Source organism: Jannaschia sp. 2305UL9-9, from assembly GCF_041403465.1.
Classification (GTDB): domain Bacteria; phylum Pseudomonadota; class Alphaproteobacteria; order Rhodobacterales; family Rhodobacteraceae; genus Jannaschia.
The window spans coordinates 744,984-758,138 of record NZ_JBGEHM010000002.1 but is presented as its reverse complement, the minus strand read 5'-3'; the positions used below and the strand labels follow the sequence as shown (position 1 = coordinate 758,138).

Sequence of the window (13,155 nt, the reverse complement as noted above, 5' to 3'; positions counted from 1 at the left end):
GGCATCAGCGCCCGTGCGGATGCGCGCGGGCGTAGCTTTCCATCAGGTGCACGGTATCGACAGCCGTATAGGCCTGTGTCGTCGACAGGGACGCATGGCCCAGAAGCTCCTGAATGGCCCGCAGATCCCCGCCCGCCTCCAGCAGGTGGGTCGCGAAACTGTGGCGCAGGGCATGAGGCGTGGCCGAGGACGGCAGGCCAAGCTGCATTCGCGCCGTTGCCACGACCTTTGCCACCGCGGCGGGCCCAAGCCCACCACCACGCGCACCGCGAAACAGGGGCGCATCGTCCGACAGGTCATAGGGACAGGCCGCGACATACCGATCGACGGCCGCGCGGGCGACAGGCAGGACGGGCACGAGCCGTTCCTTGCCGCCCTTCCCCTTTATCCGCAGGACGTCGGCCAGCGGCGCATCGCGCCCGCACAGGCCCAACCCCTCGGATATGCGCAATCCGCACCCGTACAGGACGGTCACAACAGCAACGTCCCGCGCCGCGATCCACGGGGTCGCATGTTGCAGGGCGATGGTCTCGATCAGTTCCTTCGCGGCATCCTGCGCCAAGGGGCGGGGCAAGGGTTTGCGGAACTTCGGCGCGCGGGCTGACAGAACGGCGGTCGGGTCGAACCCTTCCCGTTCGGACAGCCACCGGATGAAGGACTTGACGGACGACAGACGTCGGGCCACGGACCGGGCGCCGTTCCCGCGCAGCCTTTCCGCCGCCATCCAGGACCGCATGTCAGGGGTCGCGATCCGACCGATCTCGGCCAGACCCATCGGCCCCCCGCGGTGGTCGGCAAGAAACGCGAGAAAGGCCGTCACATCGCGGGCATAGGCCGTGCAGGTGGCCTCCGCCGCCCCGTCGAGGGCCCGCAGATGGTCCCCCCAGGCGGCAAGGGCATCGCGTGCGCCCGGACTGATGTCGAGCGTCACCGCCCTAGCCCAAGTGGCGCCGCGCCACCCGTTCGAAACAGCCCGTGAAAAATGTCAGAAGCTCCGTGCCCTGGTTGACGCGGAACTGATGCGGGTCTTCGGACCCGAAAGCCAGCATGCCGACCTGCCGCCCGGCGCCAAGGTCGAGACGCAGCAGGGCCTCGGACCGGATCCACCCGGCATCCTCGCCGAATATCTTGTCGGATGCGGGCGCACATTGGCGCAGCGTGACCTGTCGGACGGGGACGTCGCGATCCTGTGTCACGTAGGTCGTCACGAATCCCTCGCGCACCACGGCGATGACGGGATGGGGCGACGGCGTGTCCTCGGCGCTTTCCAGCACCAGCCTGATGCGATCCACGCGCAGGATGTCGGGCAGATCGGTCGCCAGAACCTCGAGCAGGTCGCCAAAGCCATCGCAATCGAGCAGGCGCAGGACGCAGCGATTGATCTGATTGGTGCCGGCAAGGTTTTCATAGGCCGCGGCGATGACACTGCGATGCGTATCCTCCAGCCGGTCCAGACGCGTTTCCAGCCGCTCCATCGCAATCCCGCGCAGGTCGACGATGTTCTGCCCCATCTGCCGCTCGTTCGCGGTGATCAGCGCCCGCATCAGGTCGCGATCCTCGAGGATCATGTCGGGGTCGGTAAGGATGCGGTCGCGCCAATCCTGCGCGGCCGCCATTGCGGTCTGGTCTGCCATGCTCTGCTCCGGTCTTTGCCGATTTCGGGGCAGGCTTACATGGCCGGACATCCGATGGGACCAAAACATGCGCGGCCTGCCGCAAATCTTTGGCAGGTGTGGCATGGCGGCCCCCCGGAAATGGCGAGGGGCGCGGCCGCCCCCCGGCCATTCAGGTGTCAGACGATCTTGATCTTCGCCTCGTCCGCGTCCTTGACGAATTGCGCCAGACCGCTGGCGGTCAGCGGGTGATCGATCATCTTGTGGATGACGGCCGGCGGCGCCGTTGCCACGTCCGCGCCGATCAGGGCCGCGTCCTTCATGTGGTTGGGCGAGCGGATGGAGGCGGCGAGGATCTCCGTCTGCATGTCGTAGTTGTCATAGATGGTGCGGATGTCCTGAATCAGGTCCATGCCGTCGATGTTGATGTCGTCCAGCCGTCCGATGAACGGCGAGATGAAGGACGCGCCCGCCTTGGCGGCCAGCAACGCCTGGTTGGCCGAGAAGCACAGGGTGACATTCACCAGCGTGCCGCCCTTGCGCAGGATCTTGCAGACCTTCAGCCCGGCCCACGTCAGCGGAACCTTGACGCAGACGTTGGGCGCGATGGTGGCGAGATGCTGCCCTTCCTTGAGCATCTGGTCGAAATCGGTGGCGACCACCTCCGCGCTGACCGGGCCGTCGACAAGGTCGCAAATCTCCTTGGTGGCTTCGAGGATATCCCGCCCCGACTTGAGGATCAGCGAGGGGTTGGTGGTCACACCGTCGACCATGCCGAGGTCGTTCAATTCCCGGATGGCTTCGATGTCGGCGGTGTCTACGAAGAATTTCATGGCGTCCTCTGGATGTTTGGGGCTTTGTTGCGGTCTACCGCCATCCGCCTCGCAGGACCATCCATGGATTTCACGCTCTGGCTGGCTTTCGCCGCCGCTTCGACTGCCCTTCTGATGATACCGGGACCGACGATCCTGCTGGTGATGTCCTATGCGCTGTCGCAGGGACGGCGTGTCGCCGTGGCCTCGGCCGGTGGCGTGGCCTTGGGCGATGCCATCGCGATGACGGCATCGCTTGCGGGTCTGGGCGCGCTGGTGCTGGCCTCGGCCACGCTGTTCACCGTGCTAAAGTGGATCGGGGCAGCTTACCTCATGTGGATGGGGATCAAGCTCTGGCGGTCCGCCGGGTCGATGACGCTGGGCGCGGTGTCGACGCAGTCGAAGGTCTCGCCCCGCGCCGTGTTCGGCCACGCCGCCGTGGTCACGGCCTTCAACCCCAAGTCCATCGTGTTCTTCATCGCCTTCGTGCCGCAGTTCATCGATGCGGGCGCGCCGCTGGCGCCGCAGTTCGCCATCCTGATCGCCACCTTCGTGGGGCTGGCGGCGCTGAACGCGCTGGCCTTCGCCCTGCTGGCCGCGCGGCTGCGCGACGGGTTGCGGCGGCCAGCGGTATTGCGCGGTCTGGGGCGCCTCGGCGGGGCGGCATTGATGACGATGGGCGTCATCACGGCCCTGACCCGGCGCACGGCCTGATGCGTTACCGGATCGTCAGGCGCAGGGTGAAATCCTCGTAGCCCGGCCCCACGAACAGCTGGTTGACGTCGATGACGTAGGTCTGTTGCCGTGTGCGAAAGGTGAAATCGTCACGGCAATCGGCGACCCCGCGGACGTTGAAGCAGGCATTGCGCGATCCGAACAGCTGAACGCGCGCCTGCTGTCCCGCGCCCGACCCGAAGGTGAAGCAGACCGGCTGTCGCTGCGCCACGCGCCCCGAGACCTCACCGTAGAAGGCCCCGCGCTGGAACCGGATTTCGGAGCATCCCTGCGCCGATGCACTCCCGGCGAGCGAAACGAACAAGAGGATGGCAAGCAATTTGAACATGTGGAAACCTCCGGGGTGGGTAATCCCGGAAAGGCTAGCGGGCGGCGACGTTCCTGTCATCAACCAGCGCTCCGCCTCTGGCAATGCGCGCACCGAGGCGCGATATGAGGCGCATGGCCCGACATTTCCCACATGGCACCCCGGTCGCCGTCCTGACGACCCAGCCGCTGGACCGCGCGCTGGACTATCGCGCGCCCGAAGGCGGCGTGACCGAGGGGGATTTCGTGCAGGTGCCGCTGGGCCCTCGCCTCGTGCTGGGCGTGGTCTGGGGGCAGGCGGCGGGGGATTGGCCCGTCGAGAAATTGCGCGGCATCGCGCGGGTGCTCGACGTGCCGCCGATGGCGCAGGCGATGCGCGATTTCCTCGAACGGGCGGGGGCCTACACCCTGACGCCGATGGTGGCGATGCTGCGCCTCGCGATGCGGGCACCGGGCCTGGGCGAAACGCCGGGCAAGCGCAAGGTCTATGCCCTCGGCACCGGGCAACCGGGCCGGGCGACGGCGGCGCGTGACAAGGTTCTGGCCGTGCTGGCCGACCGGCCCACGGACGTCTTCGCCCTGTCGGAACTGGCGGACCTCGCGGGCGTGTCCACCGGGGTGGTCAAGGGATTGATCGCGGGCGGTGCGGTTCTGGAACAGAACGTGCCACGCGACGCGGATTACCCGCCACTGGACCCCGCGCGCCCCGGCAAGCCCCTGGCCCCCGATCAGGCAGAGGCGGCGGCAACCCTGCGCGCCGCCATCGCGGGCGGCGGCTACGGCACGACGCTGCTGAAAGGGGTGACCGGCTCCGGCAAAACGGAAGTCTACCTGGAAGCCGTCGCCGAATGTCTCGCGCGGGGGCGACAGGCGCTGGTCCTGCTGCCGGAGATCGCGCTGACCTCCGAGTTCCTGACACGGGTAGAGGCGCGGTTCGGCGCGCGGCCCGCCGAATGGCACTCGGGCGTGACCCAGGCCGAGCGGCGGCGCGCATGGGCCCGCACCGCCGCAGGGCAGGCGCGGCTAATCGTGGGCGCGCGGTCGTCGCTGTTCCTGCCGTTCCAGGACCTGGGCCTGATCATCGTGGATGAGGAACACGACACATCCTACAAGCAGGAGGACGGCGTCCTCTACTCCGCCCGCGACATGGCTGTGCTGCGGGCCAGCTGCGAAGGCGCGCAGGTCGTCCTGGCCTCGGCCACGCCGTCGCTGGAGACGTGGGCCAATGCCGAGGCCGGGAAATACGCGCGCGTCGACCTGACGTCGCGGTTCGGCACCGCCGTCATGCCCAAGCTGTCGACCGTCGACATGCGATCGGAAAAGGTCGATGCGGGCCGCTGGATTTCGCCGACCCTGAAGCGCGCGATCGAACAGCGGATCATCGATGGCGAGCAATCGCTGATCTTTCTGAACCGCCGGGGCTATGCGCCCGTCACCCTGTGCCGCGCCTGCGGTCAGCAGGTTGCCTGTCATCAATGCGATGCGCGCATGGTCGAGCACCGGTTCCAGAAGCGCCTGATGTGCCACCAATGCGGTGAGACGACGCCGATTCCACCCGCCTGCCCCTCCTGCGGGGTGGAAGGCAAGCTGGCCCCCGTGGGCCCGGGGGTGGAGCGGATGGCCGAGGAGGTCAGCGCCCTCTTCCCCGAGGCGCGGATGGCGATCCTGTCGTCGGACCTGTTCGGATCGGCGCGGGCGTTGAAAGCACAGGTCGAGGATATCGCGGCCGGCGGCGCCGACATCATCGTCGGCACGCAGCTCGTGGCCAAAGGGCACAACTTCCCCAAGCTGACCCTTGTCGGCGTGATCGACGCGGACCTCGGTCTGCAGGGCAGCGACCTGCGCGCCGCCGAACGCACCTTTCAGCTGATGCGACAGGTTTCAGGCCGTGCAGGCCGGGCCGAGGCGCCGGGCGTGGCCCTGTTGCAGACCTACCAGCCGGAGCATCCGGTGATCCGGGCCATCCTGAGCGGTGACGAGGAGGGTTTTCTGGCCGAGGAGGCTGCGCAACGCCGTGCCGCGGGTGTGCCCCCCTATGGCCGCATGGCCGGTATCGTGATCTCCGACCCCGATGCACAGGTCGCCTTCGACCTTGGCAATGCCCTGGCCCGCGCGGCGGCCGTGATGGAGGATGCGGGTGCCGAGGTCTATGGCCCCGCCCCCGCACCGATCAGCCGCATCAGGGGGCGCCACCGCGTGCGCCTGTTGGTCAAGGCGCCACGACAATCCCCGATCCAATCGGCCCTCGCACGATGGGTCGCGCAGGTGCAGATCCCGAAATCCACCCGGCTGAGCATCGATATCGACCCGCAGAGCTTTCTGTAGGTCCAACCCCGGTCGCAATCTGTCGCAGCCATCATGCGCGGTTCGGCACGCTGCGGCCCATGGGGCGGGATTGCACCTTGTCGCCCACGGGGGATAGATAGCCGCGACCGAGAAGGGACGCACATCATGCAGGCCGCACCGACACCCCAGCCGGGAATTCTGGACATCGCGCTCTATCAGGGTGGTGCATCCACCGTCGCGGGACAGACCGATATCCTCAAACTGTCGTCGAACGAGAATCCGACCGGCGCGCCCCGGTCCGCCCAGGACGCGGCACGGGATGCGGCGGGGGAGATGCACCTGTATCCCAACACCGATCACGCGGGCCTGCGCGACGCCATCGCCGAGGTGCATGGGCTGGACCCCGACCGCATCATCTGCGGCGTCGGCTCGGACGAGATCATCCACTGGCTGTGCCAGGCCTATATCGGCCCGGAAACCGAGGTGCTGTATCCGGAATACGGGTTCCTGATGTATGCCATCAGCACCCGCGCCGCCGGCGGCACCCCCATTGCCGTCCCCGAGCGGGAGCGGACGGTGGATGTCGATGCCCTGCTGGCCGCCACGACGGAGCGGACGCGCCTCGTGTTCCTTGCCAATCCGGCCAATCCGACCGCGACCTTCCTGCGCGGACAGGACGTGGTGCGTCTGGCGGATGGTCTGCCCGATGGCTGCCTGCTGGTTCTGGACGGCGCCTATGCCGAATACGTCGAGGATTTCGACGGTGGCCTCGGCCTCGCCGCCGGGCGCGAGAATGTCTTCGTCACGCGCACCTTTTCCAAGATGTATGGTCTGGGCGGCATGCGCGTCGGCTGGGGCTATGGGGCGCAGGCGGTGATCGACGTGCTCAACCGCCTGCGGGGGCCGTTCAACCTGTCGAATGTCGCCCTCGCGGCGGCCGAGGCCGCGATGCGCGACCGCGGATTCGCCGCCGACTGCCTTGCCCTGAACACCGCGCAGCGCAGCAGGCTCAGCGCCGCCCTGGCCGATCTGGGGATCGCCAGCGACCCGTCCCACGCGAACTTCGTCCTCGCGCGGTTCACGGATGAGGAGGAGGCGCGCGCCTGCGACGCCTTCCTGAAATCGAAGGGCGTGATCGTCCGGCACGTGGCGGCCTATGGCCTGCCCCACTGTCTGCGCATGACCGTCGGGGACGAGGCCGGGACAACCCGCCTGATCGAGGCTCTGACGGCTTGGCGGGCGGCATGATCTATGACCGCATTGCCCTGATCGGCCTTGGCCTGATCGCAGGTTCGATCGGGCTGCGTGTGCGGGCCGATGGCCTTGCCGGTGAAGTCGTGGGCACGGCCCGATCCGCCGCCACGCGCGATACGGCCCTGTCCCGTGGCTTGTGCGACCGTGTCACCGCCACGGCGGCCGAGGCCGTGCAGGACGCCGACCTCGTGATCCTGTGCGTGCCGGTCGGCGCCATGTCCGCCGTCGCCGCGGAAATCGGCCCGCATCTGAAACCCGGCGCGACGGTGACGGACGTCGGGTCCGTCAAACGGGCGGTGATCGACGCGGTCGGCCCGCATCTGGGCGACGACGTCCACTTCATCCCCGCGCACCCCCTTGCAGGGACGGAGCACAGCGGACCCGAGGCGGGCTTTCCCGAACTGTTCGAAAACCGCTGGTTCCTGCTGACCCCGCAAAGCGAGGACACCGCCGCCATCGACCGCCTTACCCGCCTGTGGCAGGCCCTCGGCGCGAACGTCGACGCGATGGAAGCCGATCACCATGATCTGGTCGTGGCCGTCACCAGCCATGCGCCGCACCTGATCGCCTATACGATGGTCGGCGTTGCCGACGACTTGCGCCGTGTGACCGACAGCGAGGTCATCAAGTATTCGGCGGGCGGTTTCCGCGACTTCACCCGCATCGCCGCCAGCGACCCGGTGATGTGGCGGGACGTGTTCCTGAACAACAAGGATGCTACGTTGGAGATCCTGGGCCGCTTCACCGAGGAATTGTTTGCCCTGCAACGAGCGATCCGAACGGGGGACGGCGACATGCTGCACGAATACTTCACCCGCACCCGCGCGATCCGGCGCGGCATCATCGAAGCAGGGCAGGACACCGCGGCGGCGGACTTCGGCCGCGGGGCGCCCAAGTGACCGCGCGCGTCCTTGTCGCGGCCCTCGCGCTGACTGCGGCCAGCCTTGGCGCCGCATCGGCAGAGATCCGCCCGTCCCAACGCCCGACCCCCGAGGCCGAGATCATGGCCCCCGGCGGGTCGGTGCAGATCGCAACCGCAACCGCCGTGCCCGCATCCACCCGACCGGTCGCGCGGATCACGGAGGAACGGCGCGCGCTGCTGACCATGATGTCGACGATGCAGGCCGCGCGCCCGGTCATCGACCCGCAGGGCCTCGTGCGCCGGTCCGACCGCCCCCTGATCCGCGACGGACAGGCCATCCCCGTCGCCGCACGACGCCCGCGTCAGGATACGGGCGCCGGCGGAATCTGTGGGCGCGGGTCCATCAAGGGTGAGGTCATCGCCCCCGTGTCCGGCGATGGTGCCTGCGGCATTCCGAATGCGGTGCGGGTCACCGCCGTTTCCGGCGTCACCCTGACCCGGCCCGCACGGATGGATTGCGGCACGGCGCAGGCGTTGGACACCTGGGTGCGGGACGGTGTCGTGCCCGTCGTGGGGCGTCGGGGCGGCGGGGCCGTCGCCCTGCAGGTCGCCGCCGGCTATGCCTGCCGCACACGCAACAATCAGCCCGGCGCCCGAGTCAGCGAACATGGCAAGGGCCGGGCCATCGACATCAGCGGCATTCGTCTGGCCAACGGCACGACGATTTCCGTCCTGCGCGATTGGGGTCGCGGGGCAGAGGGGCGGATCCTGCGCGATCTGCACGCAAGGGCCTGTGGCCCCTTCGGCACGGTGCTTGGCCCCGAAAGCGACGTCCACCACCGCGATCATTTCCACTTCGATACGGCCAGCTATCGCAGCGGCAGCTACTGCCGCTAGCGTTCCGTCAGTTTCATCTCGATCCGCCGGTTACGCTGTCGCGCGGCAGGCGTATCGGCGGGGTCCACGGGCTGATATTGTCCGAACCCCGTCGCCGCGAGGCGCGAAGGCGGCACGCCTAGCTCGTCGATCATGTATTGCACGACCGACAAGGCACGACCCTGGCTCAATTCCCAGTTGTCGACGTATTTGCCGAACCCCGACAGGGGCACATCGTCGGTATGCCCGTCGACCCGCAGGATCCAGTCGATCCCGGCCGGGATCTGATCGGCCACGTCGAGGATGACGGCCGCAACCTGTGCGATCTGCTGTTGTCCCTCGGCCTGCAGGACGACATCGCCGACGTCGAACAGCACCTCGGAGGAGAAGACGAAGCGGTCGCCCACGATTTCGACCCCTTCCCGGTCGGCCAGAACGTCGCGCAGCTGGCCGAAGAACTCCGATCGGAACCGCTCCAACTGCTGGGCCTCTTCCTCCAGCCGGGCACGTTCGGCCGCTTCGAGATCCGCACGCGCCCTCTGCTCCGAGGCGACGCGCGCCAGCGCGGCATTCAGGTCGGACGTCAGGGTCTGGATCTGGACGTCCTGCGCCCGGTCGGAATCCGCCGAGGCATCCAGAATGTCCTGCAGACTGCCCAACTGCGTCCGCAGCTCCGTTACCTGCTGATTGAGCAGGGCAACCTGCCGTTGCGATGCAAGACGCGCCTCCTCGACCTGCGCCAATTCACCGCGCGCCTGACGCAACAGAAGGTCCGCACGCTCCGCTTCGTCCAAGGCGTCCTCCGCCTCCGTCTCGGCCGCAATCCGGCCTGCCAAGGCCGCGGCAAGGGTCTCGCGCAGGTCTTCGGTACTCCCGGCTTCCTCGGCGCGGGCGGCGAGGACATCGTTCAGACGCGACTGAAGCTCCTGGCGGACGGCATCCGCATCGGCCACATCCGCGGTGCGTGCGGCAACCGTTGCCTCCAGCGCGGCGATCCGCGCGCGCAGATCGGCCTCGGTCGTCGCGGATTCCGCGCGCAGCACCTCCAGTGCGGCCAATGTCTCGGCCAATTGACCGTCGAGGTCCGCAGCCTGATCACGGGCGCCGCCCAGATCCGCCAACGCAGCGGACAGGCGGGCCTGCAGTTGGCTGCGCGTGGCCTCTGCCTCTGCGATATCGCTGCCCCGTGCCTCCAGCGCGGCCTCAAGGGTGACGATCCGCGCCTGCAACTCTGACTGCGTGCTGTCAGCGCTGTCCTGCCCGGCTTCGAGGGCGGCAATCGTCGCGGCCAGTTCGGCGTCGAGATCACGCACCTCGTCTTCGGTTTCGGCCAAGGTGGCCAGTGTCGCGTTCAGGCGCGATTGCAGTTCGGCGCGCACCTCCTCGGCCGTGGCGATGTCCGCACCGCGCGCGGCAAGCGCGGCCTCCAACTCGGCCACGCGGTTGCGCAGATCGGCCTCGACCTCGGCCGCATCGCTCCGGCTGGTCGCCAGGGCCGCGAGGGTCTGCGACAATTGCGTATCGAGATCATCGGCCTGTCCGCGCGTGCTGACGAGATCGGCCAGAGCCGCCGTCAGGCGGTCGTTCAGATCATCGCCCGCCGCCTGACTGGCCGCCAGAAGGGTCAGCGTCTCCTCTGCCTCCCGGCGCTGTTCTTCCAGTGCAAGGGTCATGGCGGTCAGTTCCGCATCGGCGTTCGACAGCCGGTCGCGCAATGCTTCGGCGGCAGCCGCCTCGGCAAGGCGCGTGGCCTCCTCCTCGGTCAGTGCCGCTTCCGACGCGGACAGCCGTTCCCGGAGCGCCTCTGCCGCCGCGAGTTCCGCAAGCCGCGCGGCCTCGGCCTCGTCCAGCGCAGCGGCAAGGTCGGTGACCTGCGCAGACAGGTCGGCGGCCGCGTCCTGTTGATCGGTCAGGGCGGCGAGGGTGCTGGCCAGGGTTGCCGATTGCTCGGCCGCCTCGGCGCGCAGGTCCGCGACCAAAGCCTCGACCGCGTCTGCACGCGCGGCCTCCAGCCGGGCCTGTTCGGCCGTGGCGTCGATTTCGTTGCGCGCACTGGCAAGCGCCAGTTGCAATGCCTCTCGCTCGTCGATGATGCGGGTCAGCTCGCCCTCGGTCGTCTCCAGCCGTGCGGCAAGGGCGGACCGCGCGCCCTCCGTTTCCTCCAGCGATCCGGCAAGACGGTCGCGATCCGCGATCAGGCTGGCAACCTGTTCCTCGAAGCTGGCGACCCGCTGGGACAGGTCCGCCCGCTGCGAGGTCAGGGTGGCGATCAGCGCGGTCTGCCTGTCGCGTTCGGCCCCGAGGGAGGCGACGTCTTCCTCCAGATCGGCGGCGCGCTGCCGCTCCAGCCCCAGAACACGGGCCAGATCGTCGAGTTGCAGCCCAAGATCGTTCAATTCCGCATCCTGAACCGTGATGCGTTCGGACAGGATGAACTGCACGATCATGAAGATCGACAGGACGAACATCAGCACCAGCAGCAGGGCCGTCATCGCATCGACGAACCCCGGCCAGACGTTCGCCGTGAACCGTTGTCCCGACCTGCGGGTGAACGCCATCTAGGCGTCCCCTTCGGGGGTGTTGGCCGCGACGTGTCGGTTCAGCTGTCGGATTGCGCGGGTCAGGGCGCCCAGATCGCCGCGAAGATCGTCGGCGGCGGCCTGTCGTCCCTGCTGCATCTCCTCGAACACCTTCAGAAGCTGCACGTCGATCGAGCGCAGACGCATCCGGCTTTCGGCGTCCAGGCCGTCGCCGCCCCCGCCACCGTTCGAGCCGCGCAGCACCTCGACGATGTGTTCCTGTCCCTCGGCCACGCGGTTCAGCGCCTCGTTCACGCCGCCGGCCTCCATCCGGTGGGCCATGGCGGTCACGGCCTCGGACAGGGTCGCCAGCTTGCTGTCCGCGGCAAGGCGACCGGCCTCGGCCTTCTGGAACATGTCCTGAAGGCTCTCCATCTGGTAGTTCATGTGATCAAGCACCGCGGCCAGCGAATACTGATCGATGGTTTCCTCACCGGAATCCCCCACAAGGCCGACACGGGTGATCGAGGACAGCCAATCCTCCATCTCGCGGTAGAAGCGGTTCTGGCCGTGACCTGCGAACAGCTCCAGCAAGCCCACCACCAGCGACCCGGCCAGACCGAGCAGCGAGGAGGCGAAGGCCGTCCCCATGCCCGCAAGCTGGCTTTCGAGCCCGCCGATCAGACGGCCGAACACCGCAACGCCGCCTTCGCCGTTTTCGGGGTTCAGGCTGCGGATCGTGTCGACGACCGCCGGAACCGTCGTGGCAAGACCCCAGAACGTGCCGAGCAGTCCAAGGAAGATCAGCGTGTTGACGATATAGCGCGTGATGTCGCGGGCTTCCTCCATCCGCGCACCGACGGAATCGAGGATGGAGCGGGAGGACGAGGCGCTGATCTGGGAGCGCGCCGACCGCGAGCGCAGCAGGGCGGCCAATGGTGCCAGCAATCCCGGTGCGCGAGCGATGTCATGGCCCGACCGCTGTTCGGCGAAGCCCTCGATCCAGCTGACCGACGAGAAGAGCTGAAACACCTGCGCGAAACAGGCGAGGACACCAAGAAAGAAGAACCCGATGATCGTGCCGTTCAACCAAGGGTTCGCCGCGAAGATCGGCGCGACGCTGGGATAGGCCACCCAGACCCCTGCCCCGACGGCGACAAGGACCAGCAACATCTGGACGATCTGACGGATCGGCTGCGAAAAATGCGTGCCGTGTTCAAGAGGTTCGCGTGCCATGGGCCCCCGGCCCTCGGGCGGGGCCATCATGTGTTACGAAACCCTAGCTTGCGCCCCTTCGTCCCACAAGCACGCCTCAGGCTTCGGCCCTGATCTGTTGCACCCGCGCGACCAACCAGTCCATGTCTGCATCCGCGATGTTCAGTTCGGTCAATTTCGCAGCCGTTCGTGTCAGGTATTCGTGGTTCGGCCCGCGCCCGCCAATCGCGGCGGCAATGATGCGCGCCTGCGCCTCGAGGCTCATGTCCGGGACATACTGCACGTGGCCCGTGTCGATGACATAGGCCAGCGCCGGGATCTCGGCGCCGTCATCCGCGGTCAACGTCACCTGCTCCTCCACATAGGCGGAGGATATCAGTTCCCGCGCGCGCAACTCCTCCAGCGCGGCTTCGGGATCGGCGGCGCGGATGGCAAGCCCGGTGCAACTGCCTGCGGGGAAGGGTTCGAGCGCCAGCACGAGGCCCGGATCCTCCTCGGAGCCGCGATGGTGGATCGACAACATGCAGAACCGGCGCCGAAAGCCGGACAGGCTGGCGAGGCGCATCTCGGCAACCTCGATCCCCGGATTCCACACCAGAGAGCCATAGCCGAACACCCAAAGATCACCGTCCTGTGTCATCGCCGTTCCTTTCGCAATCAGCCCCGCGCAGTTAGAC

Annotated in this window: 12 protein-coding genes; 5 read left to right on the top strand and 7 right to left on the bottom strand. The window is 67.8% G+C overall.

What is annotated here, in order from left to right:
- Window positions 1-4: 4 nt before the first annotated feature.
- The 3 genes from V6N07_RS11640 to fsa form a co-directional block, all read right to left on the bottom strand.
- A complete protein-coding gene (locus V6N07_RS11640) occupies window positions 5-931 on the bottom strand; it encodes a tyrosine recombinase XerC (protein WP_371156472.1) in 927 nt (308 codons plus the stop codon).
- A gap of 4 nt (window positions 932-935) precedes the next feature.
- Entirely contained in the window at window positions 936-1,634 is a 699-nt protein-coding gene (locus tag V6N07_RS11635) for a DUF484 family protein (RefSeq protein ID WP_371156471.1), read from the bottom strand.
- A gap of 158 nt (window positions 1,635-1,792) precedes the next feature.
- On the bottom strand, window positions 1,793-2,446 hold the full coding sequence (gene fsa / locus V6N07_RS11630; RefSeq protein WP_371156470.1) for a fructose-6-phosphate aldolase: 654 nt from the start codon (window positions 2,444-2,446) through the stop codon (window positions 1,793-1,795).
- A 63-nt stretch (window positions 2,447-2,509) separates the two neighbouring features.
- Between fsa and V6N07_RS11625 the strand changes: the two genes are divergently transcribed.
- Window positions 2,510-3,139, top strand: coding sequence for a LysE family translocator (locus tag V6N07_RS11625; RefSeq protein WP_371156469.1), 630 nt, complete (start codon window positions 2,510-2,512; stop codon window positions 3,137-3,139).
- A 4-nt stretch (window positions 3,140-3,143) separates the two neighbouring features.
- Here the strand turns inward: V6N07_RS11625 and V6N07_RS11620 are convergent, their stop codons facing one another.
- Window positions 3,144-3,488, bottom strand: a complete 345-nt coding sequence (locus V6N07_RS11620; RefSeq protein ID WP_371156468.1) for a hypothetical protein — start codon at window positions 3,486-3,488, stop codon at window positions 3,144-3,146.
- Between the two features lie 113 nt (window positions 3,489-3,601).
- Between V6N07_RS11620 and V6N07_RS11615 the strand changes: the two genes are divergently transcribed.
- The 4 genes from V6N07_RS11615 to V6N07_RS11600 all read left to right on the top strand — a co-directional run bounded on the left by V6N07_RS11615 (window position 3,602) and on the right by V6N07_RS11600 (window position 8,765).
- Window positions 3,602-5,791, top strand: a complete 2,190-nt coding sequence (locus V6N07_RS11615) for a primosomal protein N' (RefSeq protein WP_371156467.1) — start codon at window positions 3,602-3,604, stop codon at window positions 5,789-5,791.
- Between the two features lie 126 nt (window positions 5,792-5,917).
- Window positions 5,918-7,000 (top strand): histidinol-phosphate transaminase, encoded by a 1,083-nt coding sequence (gene hisC, locus V6N07_RS11610; RefSeq protein ID WP_371156466.1) that lies wholly within the window; start codon window positions 5,918-5,920, stop codon window positions 6,998-7,000.
- Window positions 6,997-7,905 (top strand): prephenate/arogenate dehydrogenase family protein, encoded by a 909-nt coding sequence (locus V6N07_RS11605; protein ID WP_371156465.1) that lies wholly within the window; start codon window positions 6,997-6,999, stop codon window positions 7,903-7,905. The genes hisC and V6N07_RS11605 overlap by 4 nt, the downstream gene beginning before the upstream one ends.
- Window positions 7,902-8,765: an extensin family protein gene (locus V6N07_RS11600; RefSeq protein WP_371156464.1), complete on the top strand. Its 864-nt coding sequence runs from the start codon at window positions 7,902-7,904 to the stop codon at window positions 8,763-8,765. Before V6N07_RS11605 ends, V6N07_RS11600 begins: the two co-directional genes overlap by 4 nt.
- Here the strand turns inward: V6N07_RS11600 and V6N07_RS11595 are convergent.
- The 3 genes from V6N07_RS11595 to V6N07_RS11585 all read right to left on the bottom strand — a co-directional run bounded on the left by V6N07_RS11595 (window position 8,762) and on the right by V6N07_RS11585 (window position 13,118).
- Complete coding sequence (locus V6N07_RS11595; protein WP_371156463.1) at window positions 8,762-11,302, bottom strand: peptidoglycan -binding protein; 2,541 nt, start codon at window positions 11,300-11,302, stop codon at window positions 8,762-8,764. The two genes, V6N07_RS11600 and V6N07_RS11595, sit on opposite strands and share 4 nt — an antisense overlap.
- A complete protein-coding gene (locus tag V6N07_RS11590) occupies window positions 11,303-12,499 on the bottom strand; it encodes a biopolymer transporter ExbB (RefSeq protein WP_371156462.1) in 1,197 nt (398 codons plus the stop codon).
- 76 nt (window positions 12,500-12,575) lie between these two features.
- The gene (locus V6N07_RS11585) at window positions 12,576-13,118 is read right to left on the bottom strand and encodes a gamma-glutamylcyclotransferase (protein WP_371156461.1); all 543 of its coding nucleotides are present in this window, start codon (window positions 13,116-13,118) and stop codon (window positions 12,576-12,578) included.
- Window positions 13,119-13,155: the final 37 nt, after the last annotated feature.